Origin of the sequence: Patiriisocius sp. Uisw_047, from assembly GCF_047730165.1 — a bacterium.
Classification (GTDB): Bacteria; Bacteroidota; Bacteroidia; order Flavobacteriales; family Flavobacteriaceae; genus Patiriisocius.
This window is the reverse complement of the sequence record NZ_CP159834.1, coordinates 302,694-327,768: the sequence shown is the minus strand read 5'-3', so window position 1 is coordinate 327,768 and position 25,075 is coordinate 302,694. Positions and strand designations below refer to the sequence as shown.

At 37.3% G+C, this 25,075-nt stretch carries 22 protein-coding genes; 15 read left to right on the top strand and 7 right to left on the bottom strand.

Annotated elements, in window-relative coordinates:
* The first annotated feature begins 261 nt into the window (after window positions 1-261).
* From ABXT71_RS01565 to ABXT71_RS01545, 5 genes are all read left to right on the top strand, one after another.
* On the top strand, window positions 262-840 hold the full coding sequence (locus tag ABXT71_RS01565) for an adenylate kinase (RefSeq protein ID WP_415372049.1): 579 nt from the start codon (window positions 262-264) through the stop codon (window positions 838-840).
* An 85-nt stretch (window positions 841-925) separates the two neighbouring features.
* Window positions 926-1,942, top strand: a complete 1,017-nt coding sequence (obgE, locus tag ABXT71_RS01560) for a GTPase ObgE (RefSeq protein ID WP_415372048.1) — start codon at window positions 926-928, stop codon at window positions 1,940-1,942.
* Window positions 1,943-2,088: 146 nt separating this feature from the next.
* Window positions 2,089-2,619, top strand: coding sequence for a DUF4136 domain-containing protein (locus tag ABXT71_RS01555; RefSeq protein ID WP_415372047.1), 531 nt, complete (start codon window positions 2,089-2,091; stop codon window positions 2,617-2,619).
* A 17-nt stretch (window positions 2,620-2,636) separates the two neighbouring features.
* Complete coding sequence (locus tag ABXT71_RS01550; protein ID WP_415372046.1) at window positions 2,637-3,593, top strand: tetratricopeptide repeat protein; 957 nt, start codon at window positions 2,637-2,639, stop codon at window positions 3,591-3,593.
* A gap of 162 nt (window positions 3,594-3,755) precedes the next feature.
* Window positions 3,756-5,111 (top strand): UDP-N-acetylmuramate--L-alanine ligase, encoded by a 1,356-nt coding sequence (locus tag ABXT71_RS01545; protein ID WP_415372045.1) that lies wholly within the window; start codon window positions 3,756-3,758, stop codon window positions 5,109-5,111.
* A 94-nt stretch (window positions 5,112-5,205) separates the two neighbouring features.
* Here ABXT71_RS01545 and ABXT71_RS01540 read toward each other — a convergent pair whose 3' ends face one another.
* A complete protein-coding gene (locus ABXT71_RS01540; protein ID WP_415372044.1) occupies window positions 5,206-6,912 on the bottom strand; it encodes a T9SS type A sorting domain-containing protein in 1,707 nt (568 codons plus the stop codon).
* A 207-nt stretch (window positions 6,913-7,119) separates the two neighbouring features.
* Between ABXT71_RS01540 and ABXT71_RS01535 the strand changes: the two genes are divergently transcribed.
* Complete coding sequence (locus ABXT71_RS01535) at window positions 7,120-7,836, top strand: T9SS type A sorting domain-containing protein (protein WP_415372043.1); 717 nt, start codon at window positions 7,120-7,122, stop codon at window positions 7,834-7,836.
* A 367-nt stretch (window positions 7,837-8,203) separates the two neighbouring features.
* Here the strand turns inward: ABXT71_RS01535 and ABXT71_RS01530 are convergent, their stop codons facing one another.
* Both ABXT71_RS01530 and ABXT71_RS01525 read right to left on the bottom strand, forming a co-directional pair.
* Window positions 8,204-9,868: a DUF6029 family protein gene (locus ABXT71_RS01530; protein WP_415372042.1), complete on the bottom strand. Its 1,665-nt coding sequence runs from the start codon at window positions 9,866-9,868 to the stop codon at window positions 8,204-8,206.
* 29 nt (window positions 9,869-9,897) lie between these two features.
* On the bottom strand, window positions 9,898-10,383 hold the full coding sequence (locus ABXT71_RS01525; protein ID WP_415372041.1) for a TlpA family protein disulfide reductase: 486 nt from the start codon (window positions 10,381-10,383) through the stop codon (window positions 9,898-9,900).
* 152 nt (window positions 10,384-10,535) lie between these two features.
* Between ABXT71_RS01525 and ABXT71_RS01520 the strand changes: the two genes are divergently transcribed.
* Entirely contained in the window at window positions 10,536-11,819 is a 1,284-nt protein-coding gene (locus ABXT71_RS01520; RefSeq protein WP_415372040.1) for an Omp28-related outer membrane protein, read from the top strand.
* 231 nt (window positions 11,820-12,050) lie between these two features.
* Here ABXT71_RS01520 and pruA read toward each other — a convergent pair whose 3' ends face one another.
* A complete protein-coding gene (gene pruA, locus ABXT71_RS01515; protein ID WP_415372039.1) occupies window positions 12,051-13,676 on the bottom strand; it encodes an L-glutamate gamma-semialdehyde dehydrogenase in 1,626 nt (541 codons plus the stop codon).
* Between the two features lie 374 nt (window positions 13,677-14,050).
* On the opposite strand from pruA, the gene ABXT71_RS01510 reads away from it, so the two are divergent.
* The gene (locus ABXT71_RS01510; RefSeq protein ID WP_415372038.1) at window positions 14,051-14,758 is read left to right on the top strand and encodes an NRDE family protein; all 708 of its coding nucleotides are present in this window, start codon (window positions 14,051-14,053) and stop codon (window positions 14,756-14,758) included.
* Here ABXT71_RS01510 and apaG read toward each other — a convergent pair.
* The 3 genes from apaG to ABXT71_RS01495 all read right to left on the bottom strand — a co-directional run bounded on the left by apaG (window position 14,751) and on the right by ABXT71_RS01495 (window position 18,090).
* Window positions 14,751-15,137, bottom strand: a complete 387-nt coding sequence (apaG, locus tag ABXT71_RS01505; RefSeq protein ID WP_415372037.1) for a Co2+/Mg2+ efflux protein ApaG — start codon at window positions 15,135-15,137, stop codon at window positions 14,751-14,753. The two genes, ABXT71_RS01510 and apaG, sit on opposite strands and share 8 nt — an antisense overlap.
* A gap of 3 nt (window positions 15,138-15,140) precedes the next feature.
* The gene (locus tag ABXT71_RS01500) at window positions 15,141-16,376 is read right to left on the bottom strand and encodes a DUF3667 domain-containing protein (protein ID WP_415372036.1); all 1,236 of its coding nucleotides are present in this window, start codon (window positions 16,374-16,376) and stop codon (window positions 15,141-15,143) included.
* A gap of 460 nt (window positions 16,377-16,836) precedes the next feature.
* Window positions 16,837-18,090 carry a DUF5103 domain-containing protein gene (locus ABXT71_RS01495; RefSeq protein WP_415372035.1) on the bottom strand — a complete coding sequence of 418 codons (1,254 nt, stop codon included), beginning with the start codon at window positions 18,088-18,090 and terminating at the stop codon, window positions 16,837-16,839.
* Between the two features lie 208 nt (window positions 18,091-18,298).
* Here ABXT71_RS01495 and ABXT71_RS01490 point away from each other — a divergent pair, with 208 nt between their 5' ends.
* From ABXT71_RS01490 to ABXT71_RS01460, 7 genes are all read left to right on the top strand, one after another.
* The gene (locus ABXT71_RS01490; protein ID WP_415372034.1) at window positions 18,299-19,651 is read left to right on the top strand and encodes a Na(+)-translocating NADH-quinone reductase subunit A; all 1,353 of its coding nucleotides are present in this window, start codon (window positions 18,299-18,301) and stop codon (window positions 19,649-19,651) included.
* 3 nt (window positions 19,652-19,654) lie between these two features.
* Window positions 19,655-20,863 carry an NADH:ubiquinone reductase (Na(+)-transporting) subunit B gene (locus ABXT71_RS01485; RefSeq protein ID WP_415372033.1) on the top strand — a complete coding sequence of 403 codons (1,209 nt, stop codon included), beginning with the start codon at window positions 19,655-19,657 and terminating at the stop codon, window positions 20,861-20,863.
* A gap of 2 nt (window positions 20,864-20,865) precedes the next feature.
* Window positions 20,866-21,615 carry a Na(+)-translocating NADH-quinone reductase subunit C gene (locus tag ABXT71_RS01480; RefSeq protein ID WP_415372032.1) on the top strand — a complete coding sequence of 250 codons (750 nt, stop codon included), beginning with the start codon at window positions 20,866-20,868 and terminating at the stop codon, window positions 21,613-21,615.
* Between the two features lie 3 nt (window positions 21,616-21,618).
* The gene (locus ABXT71_RS01475; RefSeq protein WP_415372031.1) at window positions 21,619-22,266 is read left to right on the top strand and encodes an NADH:ubiquinone reductase (Na(+)-transporting) subunit D; all 648 of its coding nucleotides are present in this window, start codon (window positions 21,619-21,621) and stop codon (window positions 22,264-22,266) included.
* Window positions 22,267-22,374: 108 nt separating this feature from the next.
* Window positions 22,375-23,139 carry an NADH:ubiquinone reductase (Na(+)-transporting) subunit E gene (gene nqrE, locus ABXT71_RS01470; RefSeq protein ID WP_415372030.1) on the top strand — a complete coding sequence of 255 codons (765 nt, stop codon included), beginning with the start codon at window positions 22,375-22,377 and terminating at the stop codon, window positions 23,137-23,139.
* A 2-nt stretch (window positions 23,140-23,141) separates the two neighbouring features.
* A complete protein-coding gene (gene nqrF / locus ABXT71_RS01465) occupies window positions 23,142-24,449 on the top strand; it encodes an NADH:ubiquinone reductase (Na(+)-transporting) subunit F (protein ID WP_415372029.1) in 1,308 nt (435 codons plus the stop codon).
* Between the two features lie 204 nt (window positions 24,450-24,653).
* On the top strand, window positions 24,654-25,067 hold the full coding sequence (locus ABXT71_RS01460) for a hypothetical protein (protein WP_415372028.1): 414 nt from the start codon (window positions 24,654-24,656) through the stop codon (window positions 25,065-25,067).
* Window positions 25,068-25,075: the final 8 nt, after the last annotated feature.

The following is a 25,075-nucleotide window of genomic DNA, read 5'->3' as shown; positions in this document are numbered from 1 at the left end:
GTCAAACCAGACTAAAATCAGTGGCTAGTTCAAATATGTGTCATAATAATTAGAATGGGACATTTATGAACTCCTAACTCTCAACTCTTAACTTGAATAACTATCTTTGCACCTGCTAATTTTTATGGCATAGATATTGAAATGTGGGAATTTATTAAATCATTGTTTCGGATTAAAAATTCGCGTGAATTTCAAGAAGATATTTTTGAAGAAAAAATAGAAGTTAAATTAAAAAACGGCCCGACGTTGCGGCTATTAAAAATGACAAACATAGTATTATTTGGTCCTCCGGGAGCAGGAAAAGGAACACAAGCAGAAGTTTTAAAAGAGAAGTATCAACTCATACATTTATCAACCGGTGATATGTTTAGGTACAATATGAAAAACAATACAGAACTTGGTGCACTTGCGAAAACCTATACTGAAAAGGGTCATTTAGTGCCTGATAGTGTTACAAACGAAATGTTGAAAGAAGAGGTGAATCGTCAGTTAAAAAGTAATCCAAAAGGATTTTTATTTGACGGGTATCCAAGAACTAAAGACCAAGCAAGGGTTCTCACAGCATTTATGACAGAGAAAGGAACTGAAGTTGCTGCGATGGTGGCGCTAGAGGTGGATGATGAGGTTTTGGTTGGGAGGTTGTTGGAGCGAGGAAAATCGAGTGGAAGAGCAGATGATGCAAACGAAGAGGTGATTAGAGAGCGCATTGCAGAGTATTATCGCAAGACAGATATTTTAAAAGAATACTACCAGGGCGAGGATAAATATTACGGTGTTAATGGAGTGGGAAGTGTAGAAGAAATTACAGAGCGATTGAGTGCTGTATTCGACAAACTATAAATAAAAAATCGGTACGCATTAATTGTGTATTTGTATTAAATATAGCGAAAGCTAAAAAAGATTTCCGCGTACGCGGAAAGCAATCATGACAGAAGGAAATTTTACAGATTACGTTAAGATCCATGTGCAATCCGGAAAAGGAGGGCAAGGTAGTGCGCATTTACGTCGCGAAAAATATATACCAAAAGGAGGTCCTGATGGAGGTGATGGTGGTCGTGGAGGCCATATTATTCTAGTGGCTAATAGTAACATGTGGACCTTACACCATTTAAAGTTTAAGCGTCACTTAAGAGCAGGTCACGGTGAGCGCGGGAGTAAGTCAACAAGTACAGGAGCAGATGGAGCAGATGTGTATGTAGATGTACCATTGGGCACGGCTGTAATAAATACAGAAACTGGTGAGCGTTTAAAAGAATTGTTAGAACATGGTGATGAACTTATTATTGCCAAAGGCGGTATGGGTGGTAGAGGGAATAACCATTTTAAATCTTCTACAAACCAAACGCCGCGCTACGCGCAGCCAGGTATGGATGGCGATGAAGGTAATTTCACGCTAGAGATGAAAGTACTTGCAGATGTTGGATTGGTTGGATTTCCTAATGCAGGAAAGTCTACTTTGTTGTCTGTAATCACAGCGGCAAAACCTAAAATTGCCAACTATGAGTTTACGACGTTAAAACCTAACTTGGGTATTGTAGAGTACCGCGATCACAAAACATTTGTGATGGCAGATATTCCGGGAATTATAGAAGGTGCTGCAGAAGGAAAAGGATTAGGGCATTATTTTTTACGCCACATAGAACGTAATTCTACCTTGTTGTTTTTGATTCCTGCGGATGCTGACGATATTAAAGAACAATATGATATTCTACTAGACGAATTAAAACGTTACAACCCAGAATTGCTAGATAAAGACAAGTTAGTAGCTATCTCAAAAAGCGATATGCTAGACGATGAACTCAAAACAGAAATGAAGGAGCAACTTGATAAAGACTTTGAAGGTATTCCGTATTTGTTTTTTAGTTCTATAGCTCAGCAAGGGTTAATGGAGTTAAAGGATACTTTATGGGGAATGTTGAACGGGAGTACGGTTCAAGAATAGAGTGCTGAGCCCTGCTGACTAGCTCAAGATAAATTAAAGCCGAAGTGTGGGGAGATTGATGAATGGAAATAGATTTATGAGATAGTAGTCGCACGCAGCATTTTTTTGGTTTTATTTTTGCTTCCATGCTTAGAAAATAATAGCATATGAAATTTATTTATTCGGCTCTTGTATTAGTTTTTCTCTCTTCTTGCGGTGCAACAGTAAACGTAGATTATGAAAAAGGCCTAGACTGGACGGTTTTAAAAAGCTATCAGTTTTATACTGAAATGAATTCTGGCCTCAATGATCTTGATGATACACGCATCAAAAAAGCAATAGATAGCACCTTACAAAAGAAGACTTTTCAAAGAACCGATTATAATCAATACTACGTAAGTTTCTTTGTGCAAGAATCACTGTCAAACTCTAAAAACACTATAGGAATAGGGCTTGGTTCTGGAGGTGGTGGCATCAGCATAGGCGGTGGAGTTGGTATTCCTTTAGGTAGTAAAGTAATTAACCAGCGTATGACTATAGAATTTAGAAAAGCTACTACGGGTGAGAAGTTGGTATGGCAAGCGGAGTATGATGGTGAGTTAAAAGAAAAAGCGACTCCCAAACAAAAGGAAGCATATTATGACAAGGTCATACCTATGATGCTCAAAGATTTTCCGCCAAAAGAAAATAAAAAATAAATTTCTCCCATATCTTTATGAAAAACATACTTTTCACTTTTTTACTTATCCCATTCTTTTCAATGGCACAATCCTCGTTTGACAAAGCAGCGAAATTGTTCAATTCAGAAAATTTCAGCAAAGCAAAACCGTTTTTCGAAAACTATCTTGATTCGAATCCTGACGACAGAAAAACCATAGAATATCTAGGGGATATCGCAGGATATGCTAAGGACTGGGATGCCGCGATGGAGTATTATGAGCAACTGGTTGATGCAGATGAAACCAATGCTAATTACCATTTTAAATATGGAGGTGCCTTGGGGATGAAAGCATTGTCAATAAACCGTATTAGGGCGGCAACGTATATAGGAGACATTAAAGAGCATTTTGAGGCCGCAGCAAACTTAGATCTACAACATATAGAAGCGCGATGGGCGTTGGTAGAACTTTATATTCAGTTGCCAGGGATTATAGGTGGAAGTGAGATGAAATCTATTAAATATGCGAACGAGCTACTTAAGCTTTCACCTGTTGATGGCTATCTAGCAAATGGCTATGTTGCAGAATACAGTGATCGTCCTGAGGATGCAGAGCGCTTTTATAAAAAAGCGATTGAAGTAGGTGGATCTCTTCATACTTATGAGAAACTCTCAGCCCATTATGAGAAAAATAATAAGCCTAAAAAGGCGATTGAAACGGCTTCGCAATCTTTGCAAATTCACAAAAGAAACAGTCTTAACTATCAAATTGGGAAGATTGCTGCGCAGTATAATCTAGATGCAACATTGGGTATTAATTGCCTGCAAGCGTATATAGAAAATTATTCTGTGAGCGATGGCGTGCCTAAAGATTGGGCATATTTCAGACTTGCGCAGATATATAAAAACGTCGGTAACAAAGAGATTGCTTTACAATGGATTGAAAAAGCACTTGTAGACCGTCCAGATTTTAAGGAGGCGAAAGAAGAGAGGCGTATTATCAAAGCAATGTAATTTTACTTCGGAAATGTGAATGCTTGTTTGTGGTTCTATACGTGGAACTATAGCACGATACTATCTCTCAAAATCCCTTTATATTAACCTCTAAACTTGCAATAGTTTTTAAACGAAACCTTGTAACTTTAGGCATTCTAAACTTTAACTTTAGGCAATTTTATGAAAATACACTTTATAGCCATTGGCGGAAGCGCTATGCACAATCTTGCTCTTGCCCTGCACAACAAGGGAGAAACAGTAACAGGAAGTGATGATGAAATTTTTGATCCATCTAAATCAAGACTCGAGGCAAAAGGTTTGTTGCCTTCAGCATTTGGTTGGTTTCCGGAGAAAATTTCAGAAGAAATAGACGCTATTATTCTTGGGATGCACGCAAAAGCTGACAACCCAGAATTATTAAAAGCCAAAGAACTAGGCTTGACTATTTACAGCTACCCAGAGTTTCTATATGAGCAATCTAAAAATAAAACACGTGTCGTTATTGGAGGTTCTCACGGTAAGACTACTATTACGTCTATGATATTACACGTGATGCATTATCATGATAGAGAGGTAGATTATATGGTAGGGGCACAGTTAGAGGGTTTTGATACGATGGTGCGTCTAACGGAGGATGCAGATTTTATGGTGCTTGAGGGTGATGAGTATCTTTCTTCGCCTATAGATCGCCGTCCTAAGTTTCATTTATATAAGCCCAATATTGCTTTGTTGAGTGGGATTGCTTGGGATCATATTAATGTCTTTCCTACTTATGAAAATTATGTAGAACAGTTTTCTATTTTTCTTTCTGAAATTACAACAGGTGGAGCCATCATTTACAATGAGGAAGATCCTGAAGTAAAAAGAGTAGTAGAAGCCTCTGTAAACCAAATAAAAAAATATCCATACCGTACTCCAGAATACACCGTGGATAAGGGCGCGACATTGCTTGATACCCCAGAAGGAGAAATGCCAATAGAAGTGTTTGGAAAGCACAATTTAAACAACCTGGAAGGTGCGCGGTGGGTGTGCCAGCTCATGGGCATTGATGCTGATGACTTTTATGAGGCAATCTCTACATTTACAGGAGCGAGTAAGCGATTAGAGAAAATTGCAGAAACAGACTCTTGTGTCGCTTATAAAGATTTTGCACATTCTCCAAGTAAAGTGAGTGCAACTACGCAGGCGGTCAAAAATCAATATCCAGATCGGAAACTTATTGCTTGTCTAGAATTACATACGTATAGCAGCCTGAATCCAGAGTTTATTTCACAATATAAAGGAGCACTTGATGCCGCAGACACTGCCGTCGTGTTTTATTCTCCTTATGCGGTTATGATTAAAGGCTTGCAGGAAATTAAGCAAGAACAAATAGAAGAAGCCTTTGGTCGCAAGGACCTCACTGTTTTTACGAATCCGGCAGATTTTAAAACATATCTATACACACAAGATTTTAAAGAAACTTCATTGCTATTAATGAGTAGTGGCAATTATGGAGGCTTAGATTTTGATACTATAAAGGAGTATGTCAAGTGATGTTGTCTAATTTGATGGACACTGTATAATCTAAATAATACGCATTAAAAAAGGAGCTCCAATGGAGCTCCTTTTTAATATATAATACTTCGGCTTATTTTATGATAAGCTTCTCAGTAGTAGTGAATCCATCTTTTGTGATTGTCACAAAGTAAGTACCATTACTCATTCTAATTGTATCTACTTTTTCATTTTTAGAAATCTTATCAATGTTTCTTACTTTTCTTCCTCTTAAATCAAAGATTGTAACATCTGCATTTTCTGCATTCACAATGTTAAAGAAATCTTTTGCAGGGTTCGGGAAGATAGAAAGACCTTCAAAAGTTTCATCTGAAGTTCCTAAAACGCCATCAGCACCAAATTGTAAAATTGCTCCGCTACCGTAATTTCCTGTGAAAGGAAAGTGCTCAACACCATTAATATCTATTAATGAAACACCACCTCCACCAAGGATACCATCACCATAAGAGTCAATGATCTGAAAAGTATAACAATCAACTCCTTCAAGAGCAAGGTTGTAAATAAGTGTGTCATTGTTGTCACCTGCGTTTAATACATCGCTTTCTACAAAAGATCCCGCAGAGTTTCTAATGTTCCAAGAAATTTCAGAAGCATATTGATCTGCATCAATAGTTAAAGTAACATTACCTGCTCCTTGCGTTGCTGCGCCAAACGTAGTGCTAAGTGCATTGTTTGCGTTGTCCTCATCATCAGTAATCGTAACGTCTACTGTATTCACTGCTTGTGAAGTATATGCTATTGCTGGTAACTCAACATCTTCATTTTGCAAAGAAGTAATGTTTCCAGTATAGTTGTAAACAGAAGATGCTCCGCCATTTATGCTGTATGTAATATCTAAAGATGTAATAGGATCTTGACCTAAGTTTTTGATATTTACTTTAGGACCTAGCTCTGTAAGGCATTGTACTGGGATTTCTTCTATTGTACGTAAGTCAACATCATTTGAAGCAGTAATACCTGAGTATGTCGGTAATGCTCCGTTTCCACTTACTATATATTGATTTCCTTCTGCTACAGAAACTACTACTTCAAGATCTGCAAGCTCTACGGCTACACCGTTATAATCTGCAGGAATCGTATATGCAATAGTTCTATCATCAAAAGAACCTGTTGATGTGCTTGTAATATCTGCTCCCCATTGTCCAAAAGGCATGTCGACTAATCTGTGTTGGTGTACATAATTGTTCCCTGCGTTTCCTCCAGTTTGAGGTCCAGTCGTATTATTTTGAAGAATGTAGACATTCAGTTTGTTTGTTGCTTGTGGGCTATTCCCTGTGTAATAAGTTTCAACGTGAATTGTCATTACATTAGTCTGTACATCTATATCTGCTTCAACAGCCATATTTACATAAGACGAGTTACCTAATAGCGTTGAACCTGTATTTGACCAAGTTCCTCTACCTTGGCCTGTAGCGCCGCCAGGAGAGCCATTTTGCTCAGAGCCTGGAAAGTTTTCTCGGTTAATTGTTCCTGCTGGATATCCTGCAAGTTGACTTTGGTCGGCAAGAGCTTGTCCAAAAGAAGTTCTAAAATCTGGCTCACCTGCAGCAGGAACTGCGTATCCTCCAGTGTGAACGTTTACTAAAAACACGTCATCTGGATTGTTGTCTTTCATTGCTTGTGCAATGGCGTGACCTTGTGGGCAAAATTGACATTTAATTCCTGTAAATTCTTCCAATACTACATTTCTGTTTTCTTCGGTGATGCCTACTATAGTCTGCGCGTACATTCCTATAGTTAATAGCATAAATATGGTACTAAAAAGTATTTTCTTTGACATATCAATCAGATTTAAAATTATTATAGCAGCGAATATATAAAAATTATTAGAGTAATTACAAAATAATTGATGTTAAATTATTGCTCTAATACCCTATAAAATCAATAGGTTAAGGGTCTTTGACTGAGCAAATAGTTCCAGTATTTTTACATTTATCTGGTCTCAATAACTATATTTGTTTTCTATAAATTTAAAAAAAATTGAATTATGAAAATTAAATTTTTACTTTTTGCATTATTGATTTCGGCCTTAGGTGCTCATGCACAGTACTCTATTGTAGATGGTGACGGAAACGATATAAATGATGGTGACCTTATAATAAGAAACTCAACGGCAGAAGATGATGCTTTAAAGTTTTTTGTTACTAATGATAGTGGGGCTGCGCTTCGTTCTACAATAGAGTATGTTTCTTCAGACGTAGGTGGTTCTTTTCAAATATGTTATGGCGGTCAATGTTATGATGCTATCGCAGTAGGAGGTTCTTATCCACCAGTTGCTGCTCCTCAAATTATCGAGCCTTCCGCAACTACAGGACAAGGAAACAAGATTTTTTATAACGAAGTAGATAATCCACAGATATCGAATCACGTATTAAGGTTTTACCTTGTTGATGAGAGTGGTGCAGATATTGGTGGCGATTTAACTTTTACATATCAATATGATCCTACAATGGGTCTTGAAGATATTGCGTCTCAACTAGGGATTACAATCGATGCAACTGTTATTACAAATACAATTGCATTGACATCAAGAGAAAATGCTTTTATGCAAATTTTTGATATTAATGGACAATTAATGCAAACAAATGATGTGACCGTTGGTGAGCAGAACATTGATGTTTCTGGGTTGTCTTCACAATTATATATCGTGAGCTTTAAAGTGGCAAATGGAAATAAGCAATCTATCAAGGTGCTTAAAAAATAAAAGAAATCTTCTTACATATTTTAAAGGTCGACTCCATGAGGCGGCCTTTTTTTATACGTTAGATCTTGCGCTAATCAATATGGTGCTTATCGTTTTGTGAAGCCATTGTTTTAGAGCTTGGCCTATTTGTTTAAATCTAATCAGAGGCCATGATTAGGTAATCCTATTTGGCACTTCGTAAATACTCAAAACTTGAAGCTGTTTCATTTTGTCTAATACACCGCTGTATTTAAGGTGTAATGTGTGACTACAGTATAATCAAAACCAACAGTAGCCCATTAATTAAAATTTCCGAAGAGGGAATAGGCGTAAAAAAAATGCGACCTCCGGGAGATCGCATTTACTGTTTTATAAGTAAAGCGAGTGGCTAGAAGGATACGTTGATTGAGCCGCTTAATCCATTACTTTCTGGAACTTCTCGACAAACACCACCTACACAAATAAGGCCTCCACGTTGTCTACCGTAGTTAAATGATAGTCTCGTTCTTCCCTTTGAGTAAGATCCACCTACACTGTAATAGTGCACTTTACCAACTACTTCATCTTCATTTCCGTAGTTGTAAGAATCTAAGGCATATATGTTAATTCTAGAGTTGAAGTTATATTCTACCACGCCCGCTACCCAGTTTTTACGATCATCCTCACTCCATAAATGCTGCGTTACAAAACGCAATGATTTAGAATCCTTCAATCTGAATGTTCCCTCAAATACTGCAATCTGTGCGCTAATATCTCCTTGACCTAAAGGCCCTGGTTGTGCAACACCTTTGTCTATAATCACATCTTGAAAAGTGAATACGGAACTAAACCCCTTTGTCCATCTTTTTTTCACTTCTAGATTAAAGTCTCTAAAAAGTCTGGGTCCGCTACCTACGAATTTTGCTTCGTAAAATCGATTAGGTACATTATACGTTGCGTCCAATCCTGCCCAATAACTAAAATTAGCAGCGATTTTTGTTCCGTATTTTCCGCCCAAAGTTGATCCTTTTTTAATAGAATAGTAGATGTCTGTTTGGGATCCTACCTCTCCAGCTTTCTGGTCTACATTGTCAATGTTAAGCCCTGGCTGTGCATTGTATACATAAATGTTAGTCAGTAAATAATCTTGTTGTTTTGTAAGTGCAGGAACATAGTTTAGGATTTGTTCATTAAACACGTTGCCTTGGGCTTCCCTGTCTGCGTAAAATGAAAAGTTCTCTAAACGTCTAAAACTAGAGTTAATCCCTAAACCTTTTTGAGCATATCCAAGATTAACTTGCATTGCTGTGGCATCGTATAATTTTTGAGATACCGGTAATCCTTCTATAAACAGAGCGTCTTTACTGCGGCTTACTACTTCTACTCCTCCATATACATTGTCTTTAACAAAGTCTAAGCGACCACTTACGGCATTTACATTACCGGGTAAGTATTCCTCAATGCCTGTATCTTGATATCTGTTTACATAGCTAGCACCAAGCCTTAAGTCAACTGTTTCAATGGCCAGTGCTGTACTCAAATCGATATTTGCATCGAGTCCTTGGACTACACCATCAGACAGCGCAAAACCATTACGTTGTTGTCCATACAAAGCGGTGAAATCTAGATAATCTGTAAAAGCATATTTAATACGAACTCCACGAATTGCGTTATTAATACCAAGCTGTCTGTCTTCCCAAGAGCGTAGTATTAATCCGCTACCAAATTGCTCATAAAAATAACCGCCAGTAATATCTAGGCCATCATTCTTATAATTAAGATAATAGTGAGCAATGCCGTTATTGTTATCGTACACCGGAGAGTAGCCTAAAAGAGCAGCGGGTAAATAAGATTCATGTTGCACTCCGGCAGTAAAGTTGCCGTAGTTGTAATTTAACTGAAAATAGTTGTTCGCTCTAAAGTTATCATCACCGGGTAGAAAATTAATTCCTTCGTCTTCTAGAAGCCATTGGTAATTAGACTCAAAACCACCAAAAAAGTAACCTTTGTCTTGTTCTTGTGCAAAAAAGAGTCCACTATACAAGATAGCGAACCCAAAAATAATTTTCTTCATAATAGTTTGGTTGGTTATTGTTAGAGAGATTAATTAGCTGAATACTCTTTCACCTTTTCGTATAATTCCATCTCAGCTCCTGGACTATAACCAGAATGTCTGTAAACAATTTTGTTGTCTTTAATTAGGAGTGTAAGTGGCACGGTAGAAGCGCCTAATGCTCTTTTAAGGTCGTTATTGGTGTCCAGAAGAATTTCATATTCCCACCCTTTACCATTAATAAGTGACTTTACTCTCTTTACCGTTCGGCTGTCATCTACAGATACAGCAATAAGTTCTACATTAGTTTCATCTTGCCAGTCTTCATATACTTCGCTTATAGCGTCCAATTCTTTAATACAAGGTACACACCAAGTTGCCCATAAAGAGAGAATCACTACATTGTCTTTATCAGTTGCTTCTTCAATAGAAGTGTCTGTTCCATCTATGGTTTGAACTCTTGCGTTGGGGAGGTCTTCTTGAGCGAAGGCGTTAAAAGTCAATAATAGGGTGAATAATAAAGCAATATTTCTCATAGTAGTAGGTTTATTAATTAGGCAATGATAGGTATTTTAATTTTAAAATAATAAGCTAACTTGCTTAGATTCAATTTCTATTATCCTATGGATAAGGTGTGGTTTAAAACAGTTATTATTGCATATTCAATTAAAATGCCAAAAATCAGAAAATGAAAAATTTAATTAAAATGTTTGCAGTAATCGCCCTTTTTGTGGCCTTTGCTTGTAGTAAATCTGAGCAAAATGTTCCTTTAATAGGAAGTATCGATCAGCTTATTTTAACCAGTTCTTCTGAGGATGAAGTTTTAGCTGCTAATGAAGAAGTAACTTTTACTATTGTAGGTAATGACGGCGTAGATTATTCTGCATTAGCCACATTATCTGTAAATCAAGAAGAAGTGACAGGTAACAATTTTGTGTTTGCTGAGGAAGGAACTTATGAAATAAGCGCAAGCCACTTAGGGACTACAAGTAATACCTTGACATATAATGTGGTAGATAGTGCGTCATTTACCATCATAATAAATGGAACCAAATTTTTACGCGATCAAACGGTAGTATTTACTTTAGTAAATGGCGAAGGTGAAGACATTACAGATGAGGCTACTTTTTATGTAGATGGTATAGGAGTTAGTGGGAGTCAGTTTTCTTCAAGCACGGAAGGTAGTTTTGCGGTATACGCAGAATACACTGCGGCAGGAGAAACATTTTCAACTGAAGAAAAATCTTTCGAGGTATTTATCCCGAAGCGTAAAGTAGTGGTAGAAGATTATACAGGTACTTGGTGTGGGTTCTGCCCACGAGTAGCTGCGGCAATATTAGCGGTACACGAAGTAACAGACTTTGTTACTATAGTAGCGATCCATAAAACAGCTGCAAACAGCCCTGACCCAATGCATTTTCAAGATTTTGAAACACTAGAAGATGAATATGATGTAGGTGGTTTGCCACAAGCTAGAATAGATAGAAGTGTGGTGTGGGTGAATCCGCATCCAGTGAGTGATGTTACTGCAATCGCTGGAACAGATACAGATGCTGCTATTTCAATTAGTTCTGCTATTAATGGCAGCGAACTTTCTGTAACAGCAAATGTGATCTACGAAAACGGTTCAACTGACGGCGATAAAATTGTAATCTACCTTTTGGAAGATGGTATCTTATATGACCAGACTAACTATTATGATGAAGATGCATCAAGTCCATATTTTGGCTTAGGTGATCCTATTCCTAACTTTGAGCATAATGAAGTATTAAGAGATGCAATGACCGCAACGCTTGGAGATGCAATAACAGTTACTGGAGCACTTGAAACATTTACAAAAAATGTGAGTATTACGATTCCTTCAAACTATGTTGCGGCAAACTTGACAATAGCAGTGATGCTAGTAGATAGCAATAATACAGCGTATAACTCTCAGCACGCGCACGTAGGTGATTTCAAGGATTTTGAATAACCCTGCTGTCAAAAATTTAAAAATCCCGGGACTTTGTTCGGGATTTTTTTTGCACCAAAATGAGCCAGACATAAACACTTTGTTAGATTCTTTAGAGAATAGAGAAGACTCAGACTTAAGTCATTTGGCTTTGATTTTATTTCGCTTGAATAGACGTTGTTCTAGCAATCAAAAAAAGCGCCGATACAAATGTATCAGCGCTTTAAATAATGATTAGTATTTCCGAAGAAATTATCCTAAGAAAGGATATTTATAATCTGTAGGTGTTACAAACGTTTCCTTGATCATTCTAGGAGAGATCCATCTGTAAAGATTTAATTTACTTCCTGCTTTATCATTTGTTCCACTTGCGCGTGCACCACCAAAAGGTTGTTGTCCAACCACGGCACCAGACGGCTTGTCGTTTACATAGAAGTTACCTGCGGCATTTTCTAATGCTTTAATTGCTTCTTCTAACGCGTATCTGTCTTCGCTAAATACAGCTCCGGTTAATGCATACTCACTAGTACCATCTACCAAGGCTAAAGTTTCTGCCCATTTCTTGTCTTCAAAAACATAAATGGTTACCACAGGACCAAAAAGCTCTGTGCACATAGTTGTATAATTAGGGTCTTTAGTTACAATAACGGTAGGTTCAATAAAGTACCCTTCACTCTTGTCATAACCACCACCTACTATGATATCTGCATTTTTGTCTTCTTTTGCTTGATCAATAAAACTAGCTAATTTGTCAAATGAGCCTTCGTGAATCACCGCGGTAATAAAGTTCCCCATATCTTCTGGCGACCCTATTTTAAATGAGTTTACGTCTGCTACAAGTGCTTTCTTCACTTCTTCCCAAATGCTTTCTGAAATATAACAACGGCTCGCCGCGCTACATTTCTGACCTTGGAATTCAAAGGCTCCTCTAGCAATAGCCGTAGCTACTTGTTTTGGGTTGGAGGTTTTATGAGCTACAATAAAATCTTTTCCACCTGTTTCTCCTACAATACGTGGGTAGGTTTTATAGTTGTGTATGTTCGTTCCTATTTTTTGCCAGATGTCTTTAAATACGTGAGTAGATCCTGTAAAGTGAACTCCACTAAAGTCTGGACTTGCTAATACAGTGTCTGTAATCATCACTGGATCTCCCATAACCATATTGATTACGCCGTCTGGTACTCCTGCTTCTTTAAAGATGTCAAGAATTACCTTGGCAGAATATACTTGGCTGTCACTTGGTTTCCATACTACTACATTCCCCATTAAAGCGGCACTTGCTGGCAAGTTTGCTGCAATTGCTGTAAAGTTAAAAGGAGTAATCGCGTATACAAAACCTTCTAGAGGTCTGTATTCAAGACGGTTCCAGGCTCCAGAAGTAGAAGCTGGCTGCTCGTTATAAATCTCTGTCATAAACTGTACGTTAAAACGTAAGAAGTCTATCAACTCACAAGAAGCATCAATCTCAGCTTGAAAAATATTCTTAGACTGCGCAAGCATAGTAGCTGCATTTATTTTTGCTCTATACGGTCCAGCAATTAACTCTGCTGCACGTAAAAAGATAGCTGCACGCTGTTCCCATGGTGTCGCCGCCCATTTTCCTCTTGCTGCAAGTGCAGTGTCAATTGCTTCTTGCGCTAGTTTTTTATCTGCCTTATGGTAGGTTCCTAAAATATGTTTGTGATCGTGCGGGCAAGACATCGTTTCTGTATCTCCAGTTTTTACATCCTTACCGTTAATAAATAAAGGTACTTCTACTGTTGAATCATACATTTTCTTGTACGTTGCCGCAACCGCTGCACGTTCTGGTGAGCCTACTGCATAATCTTTTACTGGTTCGTTAACGGCCACTGGCACTTTAAAAAATCCTTTTCCCATGTTGTTGTTGTTAATGATTCCTTAGTTAGTTTACGGGTTCTGTAAATAGCTTCGGAAATGTTATTTTATTTGAACATCTTTTCAGGCTGCAAAGATACTTATTAGAGTTAAGAGTTCAGAGTCTTGCGTTTATAAATCTTATGAAGTTAGTTGTGAGCTAATAAAAAGCTTAAGAGTTAAACGTTAATTAGGAATTGGCCCAGCTTGAAAAACCCTTCAAGGAGATTCCTGCTTGGATGATGTCGCAATGGGTAAAAATAAAATACACTTTCTAACTTTACTTGTTCTGAACTTGATTCAGCATTCGGTTTCAAGAATTTACTATTACAATTTTTATTATTTTTAACTATTTAATATCGTAAATTTTCAACCCTGTGTGCACAGTTACCTTTATCCCGAAATCTAATACCTCATTTATTCTCACTTCTAATCGTGACGAAGCGCCAGGAAGAGATACCATTGCGCCCGCTATTTATAAAATAGATGGTGTTCAATGTCTCTTCCCAAAAGATGCCGTTGCCGGAGGAACTTGGATAGGAGTTTCAAGTAAAAAAAGATTAATCAGTTTGTTAAACGGAGGTTTTGAAGCGCATAAAAGAATAGATGCCTATAGAATGAGTAGAGGTATTGTAGTAAAGGATCTATTGGTGGCAGATAGTCTTACTGTTGCAGTAGCTGCTTTTAATTTTAACGGGATTGAGCCTTTCACCCTGATAGCTGTTGAGTATGGAGACGCCTTACAATTATTCGAATTAGTTTGGGATGGTACAAAAGCTCATTTTACAGAAAAGCCACTCGGGCCTACTATTTGGTCTTCGTCCTTATTATACACCCAAGAGATGAAGCAAAAAAGAGAGGTTTGGTTTTCGCGCTACTTAAAAAGTGAGAATATTTCTGAAAGAACACTGCTAGATTTTCACAAAACAGCAGGAGAGGGTAATGCTAAAATTGATTTAATAATGGATCGGGGTTTTGTAAAGACAAAAGCAATTACTCAAATTATCGGGTCTTCTAAAAAAGCACAAATGAGATATGAAGATTTGCAAGCACAGAAAATTTCAGAAGGAACACTTGCTAGTTAACACCTTGTGGTGCGACTAGCTTAAAGTTAGGGATGGTCACCTTAAATATTTCCGTTGTGCTAAAATTAACCATTTCATAATAGCCACCCATCTCGCCAAAATCTCCTTTTAGCAAACAACCGCTACTATAGACGTGAGATTCTCCTGGTTTAAGAACAGGCCTTTTACCTACAACACCGTCACCATAAACAAACTCAGTCTCGTTAAGCGAATCTTTAATGGCCCAATAGCGTTTTTTTAATTGCACGACATATTCACTATTGTTTTCTATTTTAACCAGATAAGAGAACGCATTACAGGGCAAGCCTTGATCGACAACCTTGCCTTCAAAACGAGTTTTAACAGATACTTTTATGCCTTGTGTTACTTCGTACATCATATTTTAATATAGTGCAGCGGTACCCGCAAAAAAGACGAGGGCCGCTGTAATGGAACTTATTAAGAAAACGAAATTTAAAATTAAAAATTTTATAATTGTTTTAATATGCGACTGCCCATAAAATTTACGCAAAGCTAAATAAAAATAAACAGGGCCTACCAATCCGAGAATAAGGTTTACGAACAAATCTGTTCCAAAAATTAAATCTGGTATGGTCCCTATTATTAATGCTAAAAAGACAAAACTAAAAATATGAAATATAAAAACTAAGTGCTCCATATATGTGAATCTGCGCCTTACGTATAGTAGCCAGAGGAATAAGGCGTATATAGGCGCAAAAAAGAAAACGAAGAAAGGCACTTTAGATAACATATAATTAATAAAATCTCCTGGCGATTGTCGGACGTTATTAAGCGTTTTATTCTTTTTGTAAAGCCATTGATTAAAACGTGTTTGTTCCAGATTTAAACTGTCTAGTGCTTTTTTAGAATCTTTTATTTCTGTGTCCTTATAAAAATCAAGGAAGATGTCAAATTTAGAAATTGTCTTTTGAATAGTGCCCAGCGAGTCTAGTGTTGCAACTCGTTCTGGATAACTCTTGTTTTTGGTGTCAAATTTAATGGTGTCGCCCGTTACGATTAGATAAGGAATGGGCTCACTTTCTTGTTTAGTATTGGAGTCGTTCTTAGCAGTGTTGTCTAAAAGCGCTGTGGTAGCCAGATTTTTTTTGTGTATGGTGTCTTGCTTTATGGTGTTAGATATATTAAGTCCCGCGGTTTCATTGCTGTTCTTTTGTTTGGTAGTGTCATCATTCTTTATTTCCTTATTAATGTCAAACAACGGCACGTCGTAACTAGGGTTAAAAAAATTAACTACACTATACATTAAAAAGTAGATGATAGATACGCTAAGAAAGAATCTAAACGGGTTCGTGTACCGTAATCGTTTTCCGCTTATGTAATTTTTAGAAATCTTACCGGGACGAAAAAGCAAGTCTGTCACGGTAAATCGCAATCGAGAGTCGTAGCTTACGAGACTGCTAAAAAATTCTTTTATAAAATCTGCGAGCGTAAGTGGTTTTGTGCTGTTGAGCTGCGAGCAGTAAGGGCAGAAGCGGTCACTTAAATCTAGAGGTTGGCTGCAGTTAAGGCATTCATTGCTCCTGTATTTAAAATGCTTTCGGCTGTTTATTGAAACTTTGTCGGTTTTGTCGATGTCTGTAGTTTTCTCTTCGTTCACAGTACTAAGATAGTAACTTTTTTAATGAGAGATGGCTTTTGGGTTTATAAAAGAAAGATGATGTAAACCTGCGACGAGAAGTTATGAGCTACTTTTTTCTATCTTAAGTTGCATCAACATTCCTATTTGCTTTAGAGACATCAATAGCTGCATTCGTCCCTTTAAAGTTTTTAAGAACAGTATGTTCCCACAATGCTAGCCAAGTTTGAAACGCAATAGTTGTGAGGTTTTATTCTGCTTGCATTTTTATATGCACTAGCTCGGGGTTCTCTTTGTATTTATTTCCGCGAAAAATTAAATCGTCCCAAAAGTCGCAAATACGTGCTTTGTGTATCTCAAAGTGCTGGGCGACAATGTCTGTGAAATATCATGATATTTCTGGATGTAACGTGGCTTGGTCGTAGAAGCTGTCTACTATAAATTCCACATCAGGTCTGCTTAGAATGTCTTTCAAGTCGGCTTAGTTGTTTGTAATCCTGTCTGAATTAGCATACCCTACACCAATGATTCTATCAAACCTACCTCCTTGATCTCTATAGTATACTATTACTGTATATTCATTTTCTGTTTGCCAGAAGTCACCGGAGAAGGCGCCTTGATCTATATTTCCGTTTCTGTCTACCAGCACGTATTGATAATTATAAAACCCTTGTTTAAATAATCTAGTGTTTTCATACACATCACGGCTTTTGTTATACTTCATATACGTAGAGCCATCAATGGTCCAGTTATTAAAACCACCGAAAATATGTATTTCTTTATCGCCTATGTCTTCAAAATGATGTAAGGTAAAATGCATGCGCACATATTCTGCTTCTATTGAAGAGTTGTCTGCATCAATGTTGCGTACTAAAAAAGTTCCGTTTACATCTGGATTATAGGTGTAAGGGCGATCGTAGCGATCGATGTCTGTGTACAGAAAGTTTTCGTAAATATCTGTGAGTTCTACCCTACGAACGCCATTTACTGCAGAGCGCACCTCTTTATTGTCAAAAGCTAAAAACTCATTGCCACCACCAAAAGATGCTTCTTGATCATACCTGTAAATAAGTTCGCTCCCTATCGTGTATTGTGGTTTTAAATCTCGTATTGCGGCGTTCAGGTTATTGTTTTTAATGACCAGTGTGTTCACACGCTGCTTAGGGTTAATTAGTAGTAATGAAGGACTGTCTATGGTAAAGTTTACCACTTGTCGTTCTTCAACATATTTTAAATCTCTAGAGCGTTTAATCTCAACGCCAACTCCTGCGATGGGCTCCATGATCATAAATTTTCTTGAGAAAATAAGCTCGTTGTAGTCATTATATATAGAGATGAGGTAGTTTCCACTTTTCTTCAATTTTTTAGTCTCCCTATTTGGGATTGAAAAATAATAATGAGAAAAGATTTGAAGTGTATTTAATGAGTTTTCGTAGGTCTCAATTCGCACGTCATCAAAGCCGTCTAAAAATTCACTCTTAGAAAGATCGCTTTCTGTCCAATCAAAGTTATGATGAGTGATTCTGTAATAATAATCTTCTTCTTCACCGTTGAGTGCATCAAAGTTGAGTTGTAGACGATCTCCTAGTTTAATAATAGGAAGTTTGTTTAAGGCCTGCGCGCCTTTAAACTGAATGGTTTGTATGTATTGGGGGGCTCTTTTTTCTTCAGCTTGTGCGAAAATACTAAGAGTTCCAATAATAGAAATAAGGGTGATTAAAATTGATCGAGTCATAAGAGAAAACACGTTTGTGCTGTCAAATATAAAACAAAATTTATGCCTAAAAATTCCTCTATGTTAAAGCGTGTCTATTTCCGAAGAAAATATTCTTATTTAATAGTAAGATGGTACTTTAATTCTTAAATTTGCAGACCCAAAACAGGCCTGTGCTTTTTTGCACAGAATTGTAGGGATTAAAAGACAATTTTAACACGACTATCCTATGTCCAAAGACATTAAGATTAAAAAGGGTCTAACCATTCGCTTAAAAGGCGAAGCGGATAAAACACTTTCAAATGCACCGCGTTCTCGAACCTTCGCGATTAGACCTAGCGATCTTCATTTAGTTACCCCTAAGTTAGTGGTAAAAGAAGGTGCAAAAATACAAGCCGGCGATACGCTGTTTTATAGTAAGGATAATGAAGCTATCAAGTTTTCGTCACCGGTAAGTGGTACGTTAACAGAGATTGAGCGCGGACCAAAACGTGTGATTACTAAAATCACATTAGAAGGTGACCAGCAGGATACTTTTAAAGATTTTGGCGTGAAGATGCCGGACGCTATGGATGCTGCCGCAATTAAAAACCATTTATTGGTTTCTGGATGCTGGCCATTTATAATGCAACGCCCTTACGCTGTTATCGCAAATCCTGAGCAAATGCCAAAAGCAATATTTGTTTCTGGATTAAATACAGGGCCTCTTGCTGTAGATCTTGACTTTGCATTACATGGCAAAGAAAAAGAATTGCAAGTTGCTTTATCTGCACTGGCAAAATTAACAGAAGGATCTGTTCATATAACCATTGATAAAGATGGGAATTCTCCACTAGCGGGAATGAATGATGTGGTACTGCATAAGACAAATAATTTGCATCCTGCAGGAAATGTGGGGACGCAAATCAATAAACTTGACCCAGTTAATAAGGGTGAGGTTGTGTGGACGATTGCAGCACAAGATTTAGTGATTATCGGCGAGTTATTCTTAACAGGAAAATACAATGCAGAACGCATTATTGCCTTGGCTGGATCTTCTGTGAAGACTGCGAAATATTACAGAACAAGAATAGGGAGCGAAGTAGCAACCTTTGTATACGATTCTGGATTAACCGAAGAAAATGTGCGCATCATAAGTGGTGGGGTGCTTTCGGGAACAGCGATTTCGCCTAAACAACATTTAGGGTTTTATGATACTGCTGTAACCGTGATTCCAGAAGGAGATGATTATGAATTTTTTGGATGGAACAAGCCTATCTTTAATAAGATATCTACTACTCGAGCATTAACATTTTCATGGTTAACACCTAAGAAGAAGTTTGATTTAAATACAAATACGAATGGTGAGCATCGTGCTTTTGTTGTTACTGGAAGTTATGAAGAGGTTTTTCCTTTGGATATCTTTCCAATGCAAATATTAAAAGCGTGTATGGTGCAAGATCTTGATGAGATGGAAGCGTTAGGTATGTACGAAGTAGCACCAGAAGATTTTGCTTTGACAGAGTTTGTATGTGTGTCTAAGCAGCCGCATCAGCAGATTATACGAAAAGGTCTTGATTTAATGTATAAAGAAATAGGATAAACGATGGGATTGAAACAGAGTTTACATAAAATGAAAATGAAGTATGAAGGAACCAAGATGGCTCCTGCATTTAATGCAATTCATACTTTTTTATACCTGCCTAATGAAACCACTCACGGTGGGACACACATTAAGGTAGCAGATGATCTTAAGAGAACGATGAACATTGTCATTATGGCACTTGTACCTTGTCTTCTTTTTGGGATTTTTAACGCAGGGTATCAATACAATGTTCAGACGGGCGCTGTAGATGTTGCCGCTGGTTTTTTAAGTCCCGAATTCTGGAATCTAGATAACTTTAGTATTGGAGCTTGGAAAGTTTTACCACTAGTTATTGTTTCTTATGGAGTAGGGCTTTTAGTAGAGTTTATCTTTGCGGTAATTAAAGGACACGAAGTAGAAGAAGGATATTTAGTTACTGGAATGCTAGTGCCATTAATCGTACCTGTCGATATCCCTTTGTGGATGTTAGCAGTTGCCGTTGTTTTTGGTGTAGTAATCGGTAAAGAAGTTTTTGGCGGAACTGGGATGAATATCTTGAACCCAGCATTAACGATTCGTGCATTCTTATTCTTTGCATATCCTACGTGGATGTCTGGAGACAAAGTATGGGTAACAGGTGCTGTAGATACGGTAGGACAACCTGATGCTATTTCTGGAGAAACGATTTTAGGAAGCTTAGCGCAGAATAATGGTTTTGGAGACTGGAGTTTAATGGACCAGTTTTTAGGGTTCATTCCGGGGTCTGTAGGAGAAACATCAAAACTTCTCATTATAGTAGGGGCGCTTATTTTAATCTTAACTAAAATAGGTAGCTGGAGAATTATCTTGAGCACACTCTTAGGTGCCTTATCAATGGGTCTTATATTTAACGGAGTTGTTGAAATGGGATGGATTGATGAAAGCTCTAAATTCTTTGGGCTGATGGATGTTGTTTTCTGGCAACACTTATTTATAGGTAGTATTTTATTTGGTGCTGTGTTTATGGCAACAGATCCAGTATCAGCCTCACAGACCACAAAAGGTAAATGGATTTATGGATTCTTAATAGGTTTTATCTCGATAATGATTCGAGTATTTAACCCTGCGTATCCAGAAGGAGTTTTCTTAGCCATACTGCTAATGAACGTGTTTGCTCCTACTATAGATCACTATGTAGTGCAAGGAAATGTAAAGAAAAGAGCAAAACGTCTAAAACTTAAAATAGCTTAACTATGGCAGTTAATAAAGATTCAAACAGATATACAATTTTGTTTTCCATTATTATGGTAGTGGTTGTTGGTGGGCTTTTATCATTTTTCGCAACTTCCCTCAAGCCTTTGATTACAGTGAACATGGAAGCTGAGAAGCAGCAGAACATTCTGTATGCAATGAACGTAAACGATAATGAGGGAGCCGGCGATGTTACTTTTATTCCTACAGATAAAGTAGGAGAGAAGTTTAATACTTATGTCACTAAACAAATAGTTATAGAAGGTGAAAAGGTAACTGAGAACGATCAAGCATATCTTATCGATATCAAGAAAGAGGGCACAAAAGCTAAGAAGGAAGGCTATTTGCGTAAATTACCTTTAATGATAGGAGAGAAAGATGGTAAAGAGATTTATGTTGTGCCTGTAAGAGGTAAAGGACTGTGGGATGCAATCTGGGGCTTTGTTGCTATGGATAAGTCTATGACAATTCAAGGAGTGTATTTTGACCACAAAGGAGAGACACCAGGCTTAGGTGCAGAAATTAAGCAACGTTATTTTATGGATGACTTTACAGGTGAAAGCTTCCTTAACGGAAATTCCTTTGAAGGAATCAAAGTAGCTAAAGGTAATAACGATCCTTTAAATAACGACAAAACTGATTACGAAGTAGATGCCCTTGCTGGTGCAACTATTACAGGAGATGGTGTAGCAGCAATGCTCAAGAAGGACATCAAAATGTATGTTCCTTACTTTCAATCTTTAAACAAATAAGAAATGGGTTTACTTTCAAAAAAAGACACAAAACTAATACTGGATCCTCTTACGGATGACAACCCAATTACGATACAAGTACTTGGTATCTGTTCTGCATTAGCAATTACGGCACAGTTAAAGCCATCTATTGTTATGGCTGTTTCTGTAATCTTTGTATTAGGAATAGGAAATGTAGTTATCTCCTTATTGAGAAACGTGATTCCTTCAAAAATTAGGATCATCGTGCAGCTTATCGTGGTAGCAACTTTAGTAATAATTGTTGATCAAGTGCTTAAGGCATTTGCTTACACGCTGAGTAAAGAGCTTTCGGTTTTTATCGGGCTGATTATTACAAATTGTATTATAATGGGTCGTTTTGAGGCTTTTGCTTTGGGTAATAAACCTTGGAGATCTTTCTTAGATGGCGTGGGTAACGCATTAGGATACGGAGTAATCCTTATCATAGTAGGATTCTTTAGAGAGTTATTAGGGAGTGGAACTTTATTTGGTTTCAAAGTGTTAGGAGATCCTATCACAAAAACAGGTCTTTATGAGTTTGGTTATGAAAATAACGGTTTTATGGTGTTGCCTCCTATGGCGTTAATCGTAGTGGGAATCATTATCTGGGTGCAGCGTAGTAGGAATCCAGCGCTTATTGAAGAGAATTAAAAAGGTAGCAGTCGCAGTTGCAGTACGCAGTCTGATAGGCAGTTAGTTTTGATAAAATAAACAACAATATTAAAATAGATTTCTTCGGAAATTTTAATAAATCAAGAGATGTTAGAACATATCGAACTTTTTTTCAAATCAATCTTTGTTGATAACATGGTATTTGCATATTTCTTAGGAATGTGTTCGTACTTAGCGGTATCAAAAAAGGTAACAACAGCTGTAGGTCTTGGAGCTGCGGTAATATTTGTATTAACAGTAACAGTACCTCTTAACTGGTTTTTAGACCAATTTATTTTACAGCCTGGAGCATTAGCTTGGTTAGACGGTAATCGTGCAACACCCGAGTTAAGTGCATATGCAGACTATGATTTGAGTTTTCTATCTTTCATCCTCTTTATTGCAACCATTGCAACGATGGTACAATTAGTAGAAATAATTGTAGAGAAATTCTCTCCGTCATTATATAACTCACTTGGAATATTCTTACCGCTTATTGCAGTAAACTGTGCCATTCTTGGTGGATCACTATTTATGCAGTCAAGAGAAATCGAGACAGCTGGATTAGCATTGAATTATGGTTTTAGTTCTGGAATAGGTTGGTTTTTAGCGATTGTAGCGATTGCAGCGATTCGAGAGAAGATACGTTACAGTAATGTGCCTGCACCTTTAAGAGGACTAGGTATTACATTTATTATTACAGGCTTAATGGCAATTGGCTTTATGAGTTTCGGTGGTATGCTAACAGGAGGTGATGATGAAACACCTGCTGCAGAGGTACAGCCAGAAGCTGTAGGAGCAGTCATTCAGAAAACAACAAATGATTTATCTGAAATCGTTAATATTTCAGAAGTAACAGAAATAACAGAATAAGTATGTTTATAGCAGCAAGTATTACAGGAGTCGTTTTAGCAACTGTTGTCGCATTTTTAGTGTTGACATTATTGTTAGTTGCTTTGCTATTGTTCACAAAGCAAAAATTATCTCCATCGGGACCGGTAACTATTACCATCAACGGGGAGAAAGAACTAGAGGTTGCAAGTGGTGACACATTGCTTACAACCTTAGGAGCGAACAAAATTTTCTTACCATCTGCTTGTGGGGGTGGAGGAACGTGTATTCAATGCGAGTGTCACGTACTCGAAGGTGGAGGAGAAGCCTTGCCTACAGAGACCCCTCACTTTAGCCGTAAGGAGTTAAAAGATGGAGCACGATTATCGTGTCAAGTAAAGGTAAAACAGAATATGAATATCACGATTCCAGAAGAAGTTTTTGGAATTAAGAAATGGGACGCTGTTGTTGTAAGAAATTATAATGTAGCATCTTTCATTAAAGAGTTCGTAGTAGAGATCCCTCAGGATATGAACTACAAGGCTGGTGGTTATATTCAAATAGAAATTCCAGAATGTGAAGTGAAGTTTTCAGAAATGGATATCACAGCACACCCTGAAGAGCACGATACACCAGATATGTTCCAGGCAGAATGGGATAAGTTTGGACTTTGGCCCTTAGTAATGAAGAATAAAGAAGTGGTAGAAAGAGCCTACTCAATGGCTTCATACCCAGCAGAAGGACGTGAGATAATGTTAAACGTTCGTATTGCATCGCCACCTTGGGATCGCGCTAAGAACCAATGGATGGATGTAAATCCAGGAGTTGCATCTTCTTATATATTTAATTTGAAGAAAGGTGATAAGTGTGTGATTTCAGGACCTTATGGTGAGTTCTTTATCAATTCATCTGAGTCTGAAATGCTATACGTAGGTGGTGGAGCAGGAATGGCACCTATGCGTTCTCATTTGTATCACTTATTCAAAACCTTACGTACAGGGCGGAAAGTGACATATTGGTACGGTGGGCGTTCTAAAAGAGAGCTTTTCTACTTAGATCACTTTCAGCAATTACAAGATGAATTTCCTAATTTTAAATTCTATTTAGCACTTTCTGAGCCTGCTGAAGAGGATAACTGGAAAGTAAAGGATGGAATAGATGGTGAAGGAGATGGATTTGTAGGATTCATCCACCAAGTAGTAATTGACAACTATTTAGACCTTCACGAGGAACCAGAAGATATCGAATTATATTTCTGTGGACCACCATTAATGAACCAAGCTGTTCAAAAAATGGGAGAGGACTACGGGATACCAGATGAGCATATACGCTTTGATGATTTTGGAGGGTAACTGACCCTTTATTAATTCTAGAACCACTTTTATAATGTTATTTTCAAAAGACGCTTTTTAATTATAAAAAGCGTCTTTTTTGTTTTTTATTGGAAACACCTTTTTTGGACATGATATGAATAAATGAGAATATTTGTTTATTTATGTTAAATTTGCATAAATAAATAGCAATATAATATATATTTTCCTAAAAAAATGAGGGCTATGGATTTAAAAATTCCAATTTTATTATTGCTTTTTACATTAATGAGTTGTCAATCTGTACGCTTACATGTTGTAGATAAAAAAATAATACAGCCAGGAAGACAAGGGGGAGAAATTGCGGTGCTTTATTCTACTGCTATTAAGGTGGGTAATCCAGTCTCAATAATAAAAATACGTGAAAAGTATACTTTAGAGTCACTTTCGTTTTCAATCACCAGACTTCCAGATGGATTACTAATACCTTCAGCTACAGTGTTACAAAAGGGAGAATATTTTATCAATGTATATCGAGATTACACAGAAGAAATTGCAAAGACGGAGGATGTACTTATTTTTATTTTTAAAAATGAGTTTCAAAAAACAATCACAATAGAACAAAAGACAACCATGTCGAATCAATTATTAATGAAATAATATTGTAT